The organism is Peribacillus frigoritolerans (genome assembly GCF_004358755.1).
Taxonomy (GTDB): domain Bacteria; phylum Bacillota; class Bacilli; order Bacillales; family Bacillaceae; genus Bacillus_P.
On the sequence record NZ_SMZY01000001.1, the window covers coordinates 585,732 to 602,374 of the forward strand.

General features: G+C 42.7%; 13 protein-coding genes. All 13 read left to right on the top strand.

The annotated features are described in order from the left end of the window. Nucleotides 1-13: 13 nt before the first annotated feature. Nucleotides 14-1,558 carry an anthranilate synthase component I gene (gene trpE / locus E2R53_RS03095; RefSeq protein ID WP_133310354.1) on the top strand — a complete coding sequence of 515 codons (1,545 nt, stop codon included), beginning with the start codon at nt 14-16 and terminating at the stop codon, nt 1,556-1,558. After that, the gene (gene trpD / locus E2R53_RS03100) at nt 1,530-2,549 is read left to right on the top strand and encodes an anthranilate phosphoribosyltransferase (RefSeq protein WP_133310355.1); all 1,020 of its coding nucleotides are present in this window, start codon (nt 1,530-1,532) and stop codon (nt 2,547-2,549) included. The genes trpE and trpD overlap by 29 nt, the downstream gene beginning before the upstream one ends. Next, nucleotides 2,539-3,300: an indole-3-glycerol phosphate synthase TrpC gene (gene trpC, locus E2R53_RS03105; protein ID WP_133310356.1), complete on the top strand. Its 762-nt coding sequence runs from the start codon at nt 2,539-2,541 to the stop codon at nt 3,298-3,300. Before trpD ends, trpC begins: the two co-directional genes overlap by 11 nt. Then, nucleotides 3,293-3,949, top strand: a complete 657-nt coding sequence (locus E2R53_RS03110) for a phosphoribosylanthranilate isomerase (RefSeq protein ID WP_133310357.1) — start codon at nt 3,293-3,295, stop codon at nt 3,947-3,949. Before trpC ends, E2R53_RS03110 begins: the two co-directional genes overlap by 8 nt. Continuing rightward, nucleotides 3,930-5,159, top strand: a complete 1,230-nt coding sequence (gene trpB, locus E2R53_RS03115; protein WP_133310358.1) for a tryptophan synthase subunit beta — start codon at nt 3,930-3,932, stop codon at nt 5,157-5,159. The genes E2R53_RS03110 and trpB overlap by 20 nt, the downstream gene beginning before the upstream one ends. Then, nucleotides 5,122-5,940: a tryptophan synthase subunit alpha gene (gene trpA, locus E2R53_RS03120; RefSeq protein WP_133310359.1), complete on the top strand. Its 819-nt coding sequence runs from the start codon at nt 5,122-5,124 to the stop codon at nt 5,938-5,940. The genes trpB and trpA overlap by 38 nt, the downstream gene beginning before the upstream one ends. A gap of 54 nt (nt 5,941-5,994) precedes the next feature. Then, nucleotides 5,995-7,077, top strand: coding sequence for a histidinol-phosphate transaminase (hisC, locus tag E2R53_RS03125; RefSeq protein WP_133310360.1), 1,083 nt, complete (start codon nt 5,995-5,997; stop codon nt 7,075-7,077). A gap of 62 nt (nt 7,078-7,139) precedes the next feature. Next, on the top strand, nt 7,140-8,252 hold the full coding sequence (locus tag E2R53_RS03130; protein ID WP_133310361.1) for a prephenate dehydrogenase: 1,113 nt from the start codon (nt 7,140-7,142) through the stop codon (nt 8,250-8,252). Nucleotides 8,253-8,265: 13 nt separating this feature from the next. Further along, a complete protein-coding gene (gene aroA / locus E2R53_RS03135) occupies nt 8,266-9,561 on the top strand; it encodes a 3-phosphoshikimate 1-carboxyvinyltransferase (protein ID WP_133310362.1) in 1,296 nt (431 codons plus the stop codon). Between the two features lie 400 nt (nt 9,562-9,961). Continuing rightward, complete coding sequence (locus E2R53_RS03140) at nt 9,962-10,855, top strand: hypothetical protein (protein ID WP_133310363.1); 894 nt, start codon at nt 9,962-9,964, stop codon at nt 10,853-10,855. Continuing rightward, nucleotides 10,842-12,149, top strand: a complete 1,308-nt coding sequence (locus E2R53_RS03145) for a tetratricopeptide repeat protein (RefSeq protein WP_133311129.1) — start codon at nt 10,842-10,844, stop codon at nt 12,147-12,149. The genes E2R53_RS03140 and E2R53_RS03145 overlap by 14 nt, the downstream gene beginning before the upstream one ends. 81 nt (nt 12,150-12,230) lie before the next feature. Next, complete coding sequence (locus E2R53_RS03150; protein WP_133310364.1) at nt 12,231-12,770, top strand: ReoY family proteolytic degradation factor; 540 nt, start codon at nt 12,231-12,233, stop codon at nt 12,768-12,770. 195 nt (nt 12,771-12,965) lie between these two features. Next, nucleotides 12,966-16,637 carry an alpha-amylase family glycosyl hydrolase gene (locus E2R53_RS03155; protein WP_165970866.1) on the top strand — a complete coding sequence of 1,224 codons (3,672 nt, stop codon included), beginning with the start codon at nt 12,966-12,968 and terminating at the stop codon, nt 16,635-16,637. Nucleotides 16,638-16,643: the final 6 nt, after the last annotated feature.

Below are 16,643 nucleotides of genomic sequence, written 5' to 3' on the forward strand. Positions count from 1 at the left end.
GGAGTGAGTACTTATGTTTCATACCGATTTTGCCTCATTTAAACAAGATAGCATGAGCTATCAAACCATACCTGTTATTAAGTCTTTTCAAGTTGACACGTTTACTCCGATTCAGCTTTTTAAAGTGTTTGAAGATGAAGCGGTGTATTTATTAGAAAGCAAAGATGCCGAATCGTCATGGTCACGTTATTCATTTATTGGATTAAATCCTTTTTTGTTCATTGAAGAAGAAAATGACCGCTACTGCGTGAGGTCCAAACAAAGAAATACAATCTATGAATCTTCATCTCTGAAAGAAATCTTCCAATGGATGGACGGCTATTTAAAAGTAAAGCTTCCAGATCTTGATATTCCGTTTGCAGGGGGTGCTGTAGGCTATTTAGGATACGATTCTGTCACGATGTTTGAACGAGTACCAAAGCATGCCAATCAAGATCTGAATTTTAAAAAGTGCCTTTTATTCGTTTGCCATACGATGATCGCATTCGATCATATTGATAAAACACTTTCGTTTATCCATTACGAACGCCTCTCCGGAAAAGAGTCAGAAGGAGGCAAGCGGGCAGTTTATGACATTGCTGAAGCCAAAATCAATCAGCTGATTTCCCAGCTGACTGAAAAAAGGGATTTCAATGATTTGATGCTCTCTCCGATGGATCAGGCATCTGTTTCGTTTGAAGGAGTAACCTCCAATTTTGAAAAGGATGATTTTCTTGACTCAGTCGAAAAAATAAAAGAATACATCAGAGCAGGGGATATTTTTCAGGGCGTTCTTTCTCAAAGATTCGAAATGCCCATAACAGCAAAAGGCTTTGACTTATATCGAATGCTGAGGGTTGTCAATCCCTCGCCTTACATGTTTTACATCAAATTTGATGAGACTGAGCTGATCGGCAGTTCTCCTGAGAGGCTGATCTACGTTCAGGACGGCTATCTCGAAATTCATCCGATTGCAGGAACCAGAAAACGCGGAAAGACGGAAGAAGAGGATCTGAGGCTTGAGGAAGATCTGCGCAGCGATGAAAAAGAAAAAGCAGAGCATTATATGCTTGTTGACCTGGCGAGAAATGATATTGGCAGAGTAGCTGATTACGGGACAGTTAAGACTCCGGTTTTAATGGAGCTCGGACGTTTTTCACACGTGATGCATTTAATTTCAAAGGTGACCGGTCAATTAAAAACCGGCATACATCCCATAGATGCTTTGCTTTCATCCTTCCCGGCCGGAACGGTATCTGGCGCCCCTAAGGTGAGGGCCATGCAGATTCTGCAGGAGCTCGAACCAACAGCGAGAAACGCGTACGCAGGGTGCATCGCCTATATAGGCTTTGACGGCAATATTGATTCTTGCATTACAATCAGGACAATTTCTTTGCAGGGCGGAAAAGCTTATGTTCAGGCCGGTGCCGGAATTGTAGCAGATTCAAAGCCTGAACTTGAATGGAAAGAAACGAGAAATAAAGCAAGCGCCTTAATTAAAACCATTGAACTTGCAGAAAAAGTGTTTGGCAAAAAGGAGGAGGCAGAACATGAAAACATTACTCAGCAAATGCATTGAAGGCCATACGCTGACAGAAGAAGAGGCAATGGCTGCCATGAATCAGGTAATGGAGGGAAAAGCCACTTCCAGCCAAATCGCAAGTTTCATTTCCATATTAAGATTCCGCGGTGAAACGGTTGACGAGCTTGTCGGTTTTGCAAAAGCAATGAAACAGCATATGACCCGCATTGATTATGCAGAGGACCTGATTGACACATGCGGAACAGGCGGAGACGGGGCATCGACATTTAATATTTCGACTGCATCAGCAATCCTTGCGTCTGCGCTCGGAGTAAAAGTAGCAAAGCACGGCAATCGGGCAATCTCATCCAAAAGCGGCAGTGCTGATGTGCTTGAACAGCTTGGGATCTCCATTCAAACAACACCGGATGAAGCGAAGCTCGCTCTGCAGGCTTATGATATGAGTTTTCTGTTCGCGCCAATCTACCATTCTTCCATGAAGCATGCTGTAAGCCCTAGACAGGAAATCGGCTTCAGGACGGTTTTTAACCTTCTTGGACCATTAGCAAACCCTGCTGATGCCAAGCGCCAGGTAATGGGGGTGTTCTCTACAGAGTATGCAGAAAAAATAGCCTTTGCCCTGCGCGAGCTTGGCTCAGAACATGTTCTCCTTGTTACAGGAAGAGATGGCCTCGACGAATGCAGTATTACAGGTGTAACAGATATTGTTGAACTGAAAAACGGCAAGATTGACCGCTATGAAATAACCCCGGAAGAGATGGGACTGCAGCGCGGAGAATTAAAAGACATCCAGGTTGAGAGCCCGGCTGAAAGTGCAAAACTGATTCTGGGTGTGTTTGAGGGGAAGCGCAGCGGGGCGGCGGCAGACATTGTTGCACTGAATGCCGGTGCTGCTTTATATGTAGCAGGCAAAACGGATTCACTTGCTGATGGAGTAAAAAAAGCGGCAGACGCAATCGCAAATGGCACAGCCTATCGTCAGCTCGCACGTCTTCAAAGAAAGAAGGAGGAGCAGTATGCTTACTAAAATTCTTGAAAAAAAAAGGGAAGAAGTGCTTTCACTGACTATTCCCGAAAGAAATAACGTATCTGAACGGTCATTTTACAGCGCCTTGAAGCATTCAAACCGGAAACCGGCTTTAATCGCGGAAGTAAAAAAGGCTTCTCCTTCTAAAGGGGTCATTAAAGAGAATTTTCATCCGGTGGAAATTGCAAAAGCTTATGAAGCTGGAAAAGCGGATTGTCTCTCTGTTTTAACAGATGAAAGCTTTTTTCAGGGCCACCGTGATTTTATAGCGGAAATTAAGAAAGAAGTCAGTCTTCCGGTATTAAGAAAGGATTTCATTATTGATCACAAGCAAGTTGAGGAATCCAGGAATATAGGGGCAGATGCCATCCTTTTAATAGGAGAGGCGCTTGAAGCTAAAGAGCTGCACGAACTGTATGTGAATGCTTATGAGCTCGGCATGGATGTATTGGTGGAAGTGCATTCTCTGGCAGTCCTGGAAAATGTTCTGTCTGTGTTCACCCCTAAAATACTAGGTGTGAATAATAGAGATCTTTCAACCTTTAAGACAGATATCCATCAAATAAAGACGATAAGAACATTTGTTCCAAAAGATACTCTGATGGTGAGTGAAAGCGGCATTTTTACATTTGAAGATGTAAAAACGGTTCAGCAAGAAGGCGCGCATGCCATTTTAGTCGGAGAATCACTCATGCGAGGCGAGAATCAAACAGCTGCTATCAAAGCTTTGTATGGAGAAGAAAATGAGTAAACCTTTGATCAAGTTATGCGGAAATCAATCTTTGGAAGATTTGAAGCTGACAAGCAAGTCAGATGCAGATTATCTCGGACTGATTTTTGCTGAAAGCAAGCGGATAGTGGAAGCTCTGGATGTAAAAGAGTGGCTGAAAGAAGTTGAAACTGAGGATAAACAATTAGTTGCGGTATTTGTAAATGCCCGGCTGGATGAAATAGAACAAGTCATGAATGAACTTCCAATCGATGTCATTCAATGCCACGGCTCGGAGACAGTCAAAGAAATTGCTGAAATCAAGCATCATTTTAAGAGGGAAGTATGGAAGGCATTGCCCCATTATGAGGGAACACTGTCTGATATGAAATTATATGCAGAAGCAGCGGACGGCTTTGTGATTGATTCTAAAGTCAAAGACGCTTTCGGAGGAACTGGCCGGACATTCGATTGGTCAAAAGTGCCGTGTTATATACAGGCCGCTGAGGAGATAAACAAAACACTCTTCATTGCAGGAGGCCTTACTCCTGACAATATTGAACAGCTGCTCGGGCTTCATCCGCCGGGAATTGATATTTCTAGCGGGATTGAACAAAACGGAAAAAAAGATGAGGCCTTATTGACAAGGCTAGAAGAAAGGGTGAATCACCATGTATCAGTTTCCAGATGAATTTGGCAGATTCGGAGATTATGGAGGGAAGTATGTACCTGAAACGTTAATGCAGCCGCTTGAAGAATTGCAGGAGGCATTTGCAGAAGCAGCGGCAGATCCTGAATTTATGAACGAATACCACCGTCTTCTCATTGAATATTCCGGAAGGCCGACAACTTTGACCTATGCCGAAAACATAACGAAAAAACTTGGCGGAGCAAAGATTTTCCTGAAACGCGAGGATCTTAACCATACAGGCGCACACAAAATTAATAATGCGATTGGCCAGGCCCTGCTGGCACAGAAAATGGGGAAAACAAAAATCATCGCAGAGACAGGTGCAGGACAGCACGGTGTTGCGGCAGCAACGGTTGCAGCAAAATTCGGCCTGGAATGCAAAGTCTTTATGGGGGAAGAAGATGTGATCCGTCAGCAGCTTAACGTCTTTCGGATGAAGCTGCTAGGGGCAGAAGTTATCCCTGTTCACAGCGGAAATAAAACGCTGAAGGATGCTACGAACGAAGCGATCAGATACTGGGTTCAGCATTGTGAGGATCATTTTTATATGATCGGTTCAGTAGTAGGACCTCATCCATATCCGCAAATGGTCAGAGAGTTTCAAAGAGTAATAGGAGATGAAGCAAAGCAGCAGCTGGCTGAACGAATGGATTGCCTTCCTGATAAAGTTGTCGCATGCGTCGGAGGAGGAAGCAATGCGATTGGCATGTTTGCAGCCTTCATTGAGGAAGATGTTGAGCTTGTCGGCGTTGAAGCAGCAGGCAAAGGCGTTGATACACCTCTCCATGCTGCAACCATCACCAAGGGCACAAAAGGAGTTATTCATGGTTCGCTCACTTACCTGATCCAGGATGAGTACGGGCAAATTATTGAACCATACTCCATTTCAGCCGGGCTTGATTACCCTGGAATTGGACCTGAGCATGCACACCTTGCAGATACTGGCCGGGTAAAATATGAGAGCATAACAGATGACGAGGCATTAGAAGCGCTGACTTTCTTAGCAAAGGAAGAAGGAATTCTTCCGGCTATTGAAACCGCCCATGCTCTTGCAAAAGCCTTCCAGCTTGCAGAGAAAATGGATCCAGATGAAACGCTGCTCATCTGTCTATCAGGACGCGGAGACAAAGATGTTCATACACTGATGGAATCTCTTGAAGGGGGCGATAAGAATGCAGGAATACTTGCAGAAGCAGCTTGCTCAAAATAAGAAATTATTTATCCCGTTTATAACAGCAGGCGACCCAAATGGCGAAGCCACAATCGGACTCGCGCTTACTCTTCAGAAGGCTGGAGCTTCAGCTATAGAACTTGGCATCCCATATTCAGATCCCCTGGCGGACGGTCCTGTCATCCAAAGGGCTTCGCAAAGATCGCTGTCGGCCGGAATGAATATTGTAAAAGCCATGGAACTCGTTCCAGCTATGCGCGAAAGAGGTCTAACTATTCCAATAATTCTTTTTACGTATTATAATCCTGTGTTACAATTAGGAAAAGAATCCTTCTTTGCTTTAGCGGAAAAAAACACAATAGACGGGCTGCTGATTCCGGATCTTCCTTTCGAAGAGAGCGGAGATTTGAGAGAGTCCTGCAGGCAGCATGACGTCACGTTTATTTCAATGGTTGCCCCTACTTCTGTTCAGCGGCTTAAGAAAATTGTGTCAAATGCAGAAGGTTTTCTATACTGTGTTTCATCGTTAGGTGTAACAGGTTCGAGAAAGACGTTCGATCAGCGCATTTTCGATTTTCTGAGTGAGGTAAAACAAGAAGCTGCAGTTCCAGTCGTTGTCGGTTTCGGTGTTTCTTCAAAGGAACACGTAGAAGAACTGACAAAGGTATGTGACGGAGTTGTTGTAGGAAGTGCACTTATTGAAGAAGTTGAGAGGTTATCTTCAAAACTGAAAGAGGAAGATTCATTGGATGCTGCCCTTCTCGAGTTTGCAGAAAAAGCTTCCTCCTTTGTTTCAGACGCTAAAGTAAGCACAGGGTAAATCGAGCAGCAAGCGAAGAAATCTTCGCTTTTATTACAGAAGAGGTGTCCATTCATGCAAATTAAAGATCAGCTTACGAACTTAAAACCGTATCAGCCGGGTAAACCGATCGAAGAAGTAAAAAAAGAGTATAACTTAACTCACATTGTGAAGCTCGCTTCCAATGAAAATCCGTACGGCAGCTCAGAACGCGCGAAAAAAGCCATTCAGGATGAACTGAATCAGCTTGCTATGTATCCAGACGGCTACAGCGCTCTGCTTCGTGAAACGCTGGCACGTTTTTTAAACGTAGAAGAAAATGAAATTATTTTTGGAAATGGATCCGATGAAATTGTTCAGATCATTTGCCGCGCCTTTTTGAAAAAAGGGACGAACACAGTAATGGCAACACCGACATTTCCGCAATACCGCCACAATGCCATCATTGAAGGCGCGGATATTAAGGAAATTCCGCTGGTCGATGGAGATCACGATCTGGACTCCATGCTTGCAGCAATTGACGAACAAACAAAGGTCATTTGGCTATGTTCGCCAAACAATCCAACGGGTACTTATATTAACGAGCAGTCTTTGCATGCTTTCATGAAAAAGGTGCCAAAGCATGTGCTTGTTATCCTGGATGAAGCTTACTATGAATATGTAACAGCATCTGATTTTCCGGAAACACTTCCATTAATCAAAGAATATAATAACGTCATGATTCTCCGCACTTTCTCAAAAGCATACGGCCTTGCAGCCCTCCGCGTCGGTTACGGAATTGCGAACAGGGAGTTAATCAAAAGCATCGAACCTGCAAGAGAGCCTTTTAATACGAACCGTTTAGGACAGACAGCCGCATTGCATGCTTTAGGTGATCAGGAATTCATTAAACAATGTGCAGAAAAAAACAAACAGGGTCTTGAACAGTTTTACCATTTCAGTAAAGAACACGGTCTATCCTACTATCCTTCAGAAGGAAACTTTATTCTGATCGATTTTAACCGCGATGCTGATGAAGTGTTTCAGGCTCTCCTGGAAAAAGGCTATATTGTCCGTTCCGGTAATGCACTTGGATTTCCAACGTCTATCCGCATCACAATCGGAACGAAAGAACAAAACGAAGAGATTCTGCAGATCCTGACAGAATTGATTTCATAAAAGAAGAGGTGATCTTAATCACCTCTTTCTTCATACATAATGTGCAGCGAAGGTGATAAAGAATGGAACAGCAAATCGAAAAAATTCATCTCATCGGACTCGGGCTAATCGGCGGTTCGATCGCCCTTGCGGTTAAGCAGGAGTTTCCTGATGTAAAGATTGTCGGGTATGATATTAATCAAAGTCAGGCTGAAATCGCCAAGACTCTGACCGTAATCGATGAAATAGCTCCAAATCAATTCGGCGGCATAGAAACAGCCGATTTAATTATTCTTGCTACTCCGGTGGAACAGACTTTGTCCATCATCAGCGAATTAAGTTCACAACATTTAAAAGAAAGCGTCATTATTACGGATGTTGGCAGCACAAAACAAAAAATCAGCAAATACGCTGCTTCTGTTTTCGGGGACGGGGTGCAGTTCATCGGCGGACATCCAATGGCCGGCTCGCATAAATCAGGAGTGATCGCGGCGAAAGCGCACCTTTTTGAAAATGCCTTTTATATCCTGACGCCGACGGTTCATACATCCCATGCTTCGCTTAGGATCCTTCAGAACGTCTTAAAAGGAACGAAAGCTCAATTTGTAGAAATGACTCCAGCTGAACATGACGAGGTTACAGGTGTAATCAGTCATTTTCCGCATATCGTTGCAGCGAGTCTTGTTCATCAGGCAGGCCGTTTTGAAGACAGTCATCCTGTGATTAAGCGTCTGGCAGCGGGAGGATTCCGCGATATCACGAGGATTGCCTCAAGCAGCCCCGCGATGTGGAGAGATATTCTCATCCATAATAAAGACAAGCTGCTTGCTTTATTTGATGACTGGCAATACGAAATGAACCGTGTCAGAGAGCTTGTTGATGGACTTAATGGAGATGCTCTATTTTCGTATTTTCAGGAGGCAAAGGATTTTAGAGATGGCCTGCCTGAGAGAGAAAAAGGAGCTATTCCTTCTTTTTACGATTTATATGTGGATGTACCTGATTATCCAGGGGTCATTTCTGAAATCACAGGTTATCTGGCAATGGAGGAAATCAGCATCACGAACATCCGGATTATCGAAACACGCGAAGAGATTTACGGTGTGCTGAGATTAAGCTTCCAGACGGATGTCGACCGTGAACGTGCACAAAAATGCATCGAGAAATATACAGACTACAAAACATTTTTCAGTTAATGAGGTGAGGACCATGTCAAATGAAAAAAATTTGCGGAGAGCAGAGACGTTAAGCGGTGAAATTGCCATCCCAGGCGATAAATCCATTTCACATAGAGCGGTGATGTTCGGAGCTCTTGCTAACGGTGAGACTGTCATTGAAAATTTCCTTGCAGGAGCAGACTGTTTATCAACGATTGCCTGCTTTAGACAAATGGGCGTTGAAATCGATCAGGAAGGAACAAAGGTGAAAGTGCATGGCAAAGGTATTGATGCACTAAGGGAGCCTGAGGGAATACTTGATGTCGGCAATTCGGGAACAACTACCCGTCTTATGCTTGGCATTTTAGCAGGCCGTCCTTTTCATGCCTGCATTGTCGGCGATGAATCGATCGCTAAAAGACCGATGACACGCGTCACTGACCCGCTGAGAGAAATGGGAGCAGCTATCGATGGCAGACAAAACGGCAATTACACGCCTATATCTATTCGCGGCGGCAAACTTAAAGGATTAGACTATGTATCACCTGTAGCAAGTGCTCAAGTTAAGTCAGCAATTCTGCTTGCAGGACTTCAGGCAAATAAGGAAAAAACGAAAGTAACAGAACCGCATAAATCAAGGGATCATACAGAAAGAATGCTGAGAGCATTTGGTATAGAAGTGAAGGAAGAAGGTCTGTCAGCAGAATTGATCGGAGGTCAGTCTTTACAGGCTGCATCTATTCACGTTCCTGGAGATATTTCTTCTGCTGCCTTCTTCTTAGTAGCAGGAGCAATTGTTCCATCAAGTACCATTACGCTGAAAAACGTAGGAATTAATCCGACCAGGATCGGGATTATTGAGGTTCTCCGTAAAATGGGTGCTGATTTAACAATCGAAGAGAAAGGATCTCACGCACATGAGCCAGTTGCAGATTTAACGATTTCAACATCTGAATTAAAAGGAACGGTCATTTCAGGCGAACTGATTCCGCGATTGATCGATGAGATTCCCGTGATTGCTCTGCTTGCCACTCAAGCTGAAGGGGATACGATCATTAAAGATGCAAGTGAGCTGAAGGTAAAGGAAACAAACCGCATTGATACAGTTGTTCAGGAGCTGAAAAAACTTGGAGCAGAAATTGAGCCGACAGATGACGGCATGATTATCCGCGGTAAACAGACCTTAAGAAACTCAGCTTCCGTTTCAAGCCACGGTGATCACCGGATTGGAATGATGCTTGCTGTTGCGGCCCTTATAACAGAGGGAGACGTTTCATTGTCAGAACATGAAGCAATCAATGTTTCCTATCCGCAATTTTTCGATCACTTAAATCAGCTCGCTGATTAAAAAGGCGGAAGCGATTTTTCTGGCCGAGGAGTTGGTCGGTGGAGCCAGACAGAGAATTTAAAAGCTCTTTTCCTAAACTTTATTGTTTTTAGACTAGATGTTTAAAGCCATTAGTGGATTGTGGCGGATAAACTTGACTTCTGCGGGAAAAAGAGCGAAAGAGAAGACCCCACAGGCTCGCCGAGGAGGCTTCCACGCTCCCCGCGGAAAGCAAGTTCCTTTCGCTGCAAGGAACGGACAACATTTTTAATCGAAAAAAACGTTCTTTGCAAAAACAGCCAATTTAAAAAATGCCTGCAGAAATAAAGTTTTTCTGCAGGTTTTTTCATTAACAGTCATATCCTGCCCCTTCCCTTCATAGCTTGTCTTAAGAAGGTTTCAGGGGGAGGGATAAAAGGCGTTGTCCTATCTTATTGAAGATGCAAATGTTTTAAAAACTGGCGAACTTGTTAATACTTCCATTCTAATTCGAAACAACAAAATTGATTACATGAGTCCTTCGCTGCAGAGGATGACGTGCATGAAAATGAACGCTGCGGACTATCTGTTAACACCTGGACACGTGATGCTTGACTTTTCTATTGGAGGTTCTTTTACAGAAATAAAACGAATCTTTACGGAAAAGCTGATTTCAAAGGGCTGTACCACAGTTATAGCCATTGCTCAGGCAGAATATGAACGGGATCTCCCCGAAGCGATTCGCAAAAAGAAACAATTGATGATTAATTCTCCAATCGATTACTGCATCGGTGTGAAAGTTCCGCTGAAAAGATTGACCCCATCATTGCTCATTAGCTGCAAAAAAAATAAAATTCCACTGCTTATTTTAGAAATTCATTCAGAAGATTCAATTGCTGATTTTCCGTGGGAATGGATTCGCGGATGCATATATGGATTCCCGATGACATTCCTGCCTCAATGGAACGGATCATCATCAGATAAAAGGAGAAAACAGTTTGCTGCATTGATGGATAGACACCGAATGGCAGCAGAACCGGACTGTCCTCCAGAACATGATATTCTTGAAAAATCACTATTAATGAAAATAGGGTTATACCCTGAAAAAGGAGAAATCAGGATCGGCGGCGAAGTTGATTATAACCTCTATGTGCGGAATGAGTTCAATTCAGTTGAAGAAATGTCCGCTAGCGGGTATCATAATCATATTCCTAAATTTACGATTCATAAGGGACAGCTGATCAAAGTGGATGAAAAAGTCTGCATAAAGCCTGGGTTTGGAGAGTTCTGTGCCATATCCATGTCAGGCAGGTTTGCCGCAAATGCAGTCCCATAAGGATTTTCCTTGGAAAGGGCGTTACAAGTTGAAAAATTCACTAATCGAAGCAATTGAATTAGTTGAGTCAGGACAAGCTGAAGAGGGTTTAAAAAAACTTTCAGGGCTTGAGAAGACTCTGCATGATGAAGAAAAATTTCTGCTTGCAGAAAAATACTACCAGTGGGGCAACACAGAGCAGGCTCTGAGTATAATGGAAGACATGCATACGTTATATCCGGAAGAATCTGAGGTTACGGTATTTTTAGCAGAAGTCTATATAGATATGGACGAAGAAGAAAAGGCAATTGAACTATTAAGTACAATCCCTGAAACAGATCCTGCGTATGTACAGGCTTTGATCCTTTCAGCTGATTTGTATCAAATGCAGGGATTAAATGAAGTCAGCGAACAAAAGCTGCTGTCTGCAAAAAAAATCGTCCCTGATGAACCCGTCATTGACTTTGCTTTAGGCGAGCTTTATTTTCATCAAGGACATTATCATAAAGCAATCCCTTATTTTAAGGATGTTTTAAAAGAGCACAAGGTGTTAACCGGAGTTAATGTGTATCAGAGGCTTGCAGAATCAATCAGCGCCTCAGGCGAATTTGAAGAAGCGATTCCGTATTATGAGAAAGCGGTCGATGAACAAGTAGATCTGCACACATTGTTCGGCTATGGTTTCACAGCTCTGCAGGCGAATTATCCCAAAACAGCAATTGATCAGTTTTTAAAATTAAAAGAACTCGACCATGAATATACATCTCTTTATTTATATTTAGCTAAAGCATATGAAGCAGAAGGCATGCTTGCGGAAAGCCTAGAAACAGTAAAAGACGGCCTGAAGGCGGATGAGTATAATAAAGAGCTTTACGTTTACGGCGGGAAAATCGCTTTAAAAAATAATGAGCCAAACGAAGCTTCCGCCTTGCTCCAGCAAGCAATTGCCATTGATCCGGGGCATGTCGAAGCAACGATTACACTGACAAATATTTATATGCAGGAACAAAAATATGAAGAAGTCATTGACTGTTTGAAAGAAGTAATGAGGTACGGCGAGGAAGATCCTGAATACGATCGTAAATTAGCACGAGCTTATCATCAAACAGAGCAATATTCGGATGCATTAAACCATTACCAGCGAGCATATAATTTCTTCAAGGAAGAACCAGATTTTCTCACAGAGTACGGCTATTACTTGTTAGAGGACGGAAATCGCGCCGCCGCCAGGGAAATGTTCCGTCAGGCATTAAAGCATGATCCGGCGAATGTCGAAATCGAAGAGATTTTGATACAATTAGAAGATGATTTTTAACGTCCAATCGGAAGGATTTCACCTAGGATCTGTTGAACTTTAAGAATAAGAATCTACAGTTAGCAGAGGAGGGAAATGCATATGATGGCCCCTGTATCTGTCATTGAGAAGAAAGATTTTATCAGGTGGTTTTTAAATCATTATCAGTTGAAAAGACGGGAATGTGTTTGGATTTTGAATTACTTAATGAGTCACGACACGCTGATGGAAAAAGTGCATTTCGTTGAGCAGGCCCAGTATTGTCCGCGAGGGATTATCATGTCGACCCACTGCGTAGAGGAAGTGCCGTTTCGTTTTTACAAAGAAAATGTCATGACAACGGATGCAGAAAAATCCTTCCATGACATTCGGTTAAATAAAGACGAGGATCTGTACATTCAGCTCAACTTCCGCTCGGCCTACCAATCGCCGAATTATGCAGCAGTGCTTGAATCGAACCCATTTGTGCCGAAACATCTCAACATTAATGAAAAAGACCGTGTAGTAGCCGAACGCATTTTAGAGCAGTCGATTCAAACGTTCCAAAAAGAAAAATTACTTCAAATGATTGATGACGCACTTGACCGCCAGGATAAAGCAGCATTTGAAAGCTTAACAGAAAAACTGAAATGCTTGAAATAAGGAAGAACCTCTCTACTTGATGAGGTTCTTTTTTTGATTAATGAAAGGCCAGGCTGCGCATTTATTTTTCAGAATTTTCAATTGATTTTTCGGTCGAAACGTGACAAAATATGATTGGGATTGTAATCGTTTACATGTGTTTGTAAAACTAAAATTGTGCAAACGATTTCGCTTAGAGCTAAAGGGGGAAATGGGATGAGGAGAAAGAAAAGCAAGTGGATATCCATTTTGCTGATTATACTGCTTCTGGCAAGCGGGGTAATGAGTTCATGGCAGGTGTTTGCTGCTGAACAGAATGTGATAACAGTTGATGGGAACGGTGAGGATTGGACAGGAATTGAGCCAATGGCCACATCTGATAATCCAGGATATGAAGGTTTTCATCTCGGAGATGTACATCTGGAGAATGACAGTCAGTTCCTCTATTATTGGGTTGAAGCTAAAAATGTCCCAAATTGGGGCGAAAGTGGCATGTACCTGAATCTCGCAATAAATGTTAATAACGAAGATTCAAAAGTGCAAGGAAATCCATGGGGCGCACCGTTCCATTTTGGCGGTACAGACGCGAAACCCCAGTTTCATATTGTTTCCAGAGTAAAGAACGATCATGAAATAGCGAGTGCTGCATTGTACAGTGCAGAAGACTTTAATCATCCAAAACTCTCAACTTGGGAAAATATAAAAGGTGCACAGTTTGCAGCTGACCGCACGAAGGGATTTGAAGGAAGAATTCCATTAAGCGAACTGGGGCTTGAAAATGATGATCGTTTAAAAGCGATTGCCGTATTGTGCGGAAATACTGCTTCTGAACATGGCGCATTTGATGTGAGTCCTGAAGCTGAAGGGAACAATACTGCGGTATCCTGGAATGAAAAAGATCAGCCAAATGAGCAATCTGTTTATAGTAAGGAGTATACACTAAATGGAATCAGCGGATCAGAACAGCTTGAACTTACATCAGCAGCTCCTGCTGATGGAGATGAAGACGTTAAAACAACTTCTCCTATTATCCTGACGTTCAATGAGTCTATTAAACTCTGGCAGACAGACGGCATTTCCCTGAAAGAAAATGGAGGACAGGCTATAACGGCAGCAATTACGGCGGATGCAAATCAGCTGAAAATCGTTCCTGAGACTCTGCAAAAAGCTCAAAACTATACACTGACTGTTTCAAAACAAGCCATTACTGGAGAAAAATCAGGAACAGGATTAAAACAGGATCTTTCCCTTTCTTTTAAAACAAGTGAAATGAAAAGCCCGGTCAAAAGGCTTGTTCAGTTTACCTATTCCAGAGAAGATGCCGATTATGACGGATGGAATATATGGACATGGCAGACGGGACTTGAAGATGGGGAAAAACGGTTTACGGAAGAGACTGATCAAGGGGCCGTATCAACGTTCGAAATTGGAGCAGAGGCATCAAACATTGGATTTGTCATTAGAAAAGGCCAGGACTGGGCTGTAAAAGATCCGTATGATCAAGACCGGTATATAGAAACAGACCCAGATCAGCCGCTGACAAAAGTGTTTGTTGAAAGCGGAATGGCTGAATTTCACACAGTTCCAGCGATAAAAGGTCCTGTTATATCAGACGGAAAAGCAACATTTTTCTACCGGGATCAGGAGCTTTTCGAAAACAATGCGATGTCAGATGTTGAGCATGTAAAAATAAAAATTCACGGCAAGCAATTTGACATGAAATATGATGAGAAAAATGAATATTTCACCTATACATTTGATATCCCTGAAGAGGGCAAATATGAATACACCTATCTTGTCACAAAGGGCGGAACAGCGAATGAAGTAACAGATCCATATTATGAGAAATCATATATAGACTACGTGATTCCAAAAGTAAAGATGAAGGCATCTGTATTTCCAAAAGAGATCACATCTAACCAGAATGCGGTCTTGAGTTTAGATATAAAATCTGACCAGGAAACCATTCAGTTTACGGATATGTATGCCGATGCATCGTCTCTTGGAGGACCGGAAGTATTGCAAATCGATCCTGCACTGAAAGAGGTGAGTTTGTCAGTTAAGGATTCAGTGCCGGCCGGTGATAAAGAAATTCCTGTTACAGCTGTTGATGCATTTGGAAATAAACATACTGGGAAAGCATCCGTTTCAGTGAAACCGCGAGTTTCCGGAGGAGAAGGGGATTTCGACTGGGATGAGGCCCGAATTTACTTTATGCTGACTGATCGCTTTTATGACGGAGACAAAGGGAATAATGACCCGAATCATGAAGGATATGATGTAAACCATCCTGAAACGTATCACGGCGGCGATTTTAAAGGGATAACGGAGAAGCTTGACTATCTTGATGATCTTGGCATCAATACGATCTGGATTACACCAATAGTCGATAATATTGATTGGGATCTGCGTCATAATAAAAGCGGCAATCAATACGGGTACCACGGATATTGGGCAAAGGATTTTTCAAGGCTTGATGAACATCTTGGCGAGATGGACGATTTAAATGAATTGCTTGATAAAGCGCATGAAAGAAATATGAAAGTAATGGTCGATGTGGTCCTGAATCATACCGGCTATGGATTGAAAGAAACGGATAAAAATGAACAAAACATTCCCAATTTCCCTGGAGATGAAGATCGGGATCGCTTTAAGGGAATGCTCCGGAGCGGAGGAACGGATGTTATAAAAGGGGAGCTTGCCGGTTTGCCGGACCTGATTACCGAAGATCCGGCTGTAAGAAAGCAAATCATTGACTGGCAGACAGCGTGGGCATCACACAAAACAAAAAAAGGAAATGCTATTGATTACTTCAGGGTAGACACTGTAAAACATGTGGAAGATACAACATGGAAAGCATTTAAAAATGAGCTGACCAAAGTGAATCCTGATTTCAAAATGATTGGTGAATATTATGGCGGGGGCATCGATAATACAGGCGGTTACTTAAACAGCGGACAGATGGATTCTCTGCTTGATTTCAATTTTAAATACGACGCAAGAGATTTTATCAATGGAGAGATTGAAGCTGTTGAAGCAAGACTTGAAGAACGAAACGGCAAGCTCTCGAACACAGCCGCAATGGGACAGTTTCTGAGCAGCCATGACGAAGACGGTTTCTTATTGGCGCACGCAGGCGGAGATAAAAGCAAGCAGAAAATTGCCGCTGCTCTGCAAATTACAGCAAAAGGGCAGCCGGTTATTTATTACGGAGAAGAGCTTGGGCAATCTGGAAAGCATGCAGGCGACATGGATAAAGGCGAGTTTAATGAAAATAGGTATAATCTTGACTGGGACAATACGGCAAATAATGATCTCCTTACTCATTATCAGAAGCTGTTAAACATCCGTAAAGACTATTCCCGCGTTTTTTCAAAAGGAGAACGGACAAAAGTAGCAGGCAGCAATGAAGAGGGTTACCTTGTTTTCAATAGAGATTACAAGGATGAATCTCTGGTTATTGGAATAAACACGACAGAAGATGAACAGCAGATTACAATTGATGTGCCATTTGAGGAGTCTGATAAGATTATAGATTTATACAGCGGCAAAAAATACAAGGTTTCCAGTGATAAGCAAGTAACAGTTGATTTAGCGGAACGGGAACTTGGAGGTACATTCATTTTAGCACTTGAAAATGAAGTGACGGAGCCTCCGAGTGATGCTGATGAAGAAAAACCTGCAGGCGGCGGAACAGTTCCGGGTCCAAATGAACCTAATAAGAAAGATGATTCAGATAGTAAATCGTCAGGTGAAACAGATTCGAAGAATGATAACAGCAACAAACTTCCCTTGACTGCGACAAATACCTATACTTACATGGTGATTGGAGCTGTCCTGCTGATAATTGGAACTATTTTATTTCGGAAAAAACACCAGAAAACGTAAAAATGG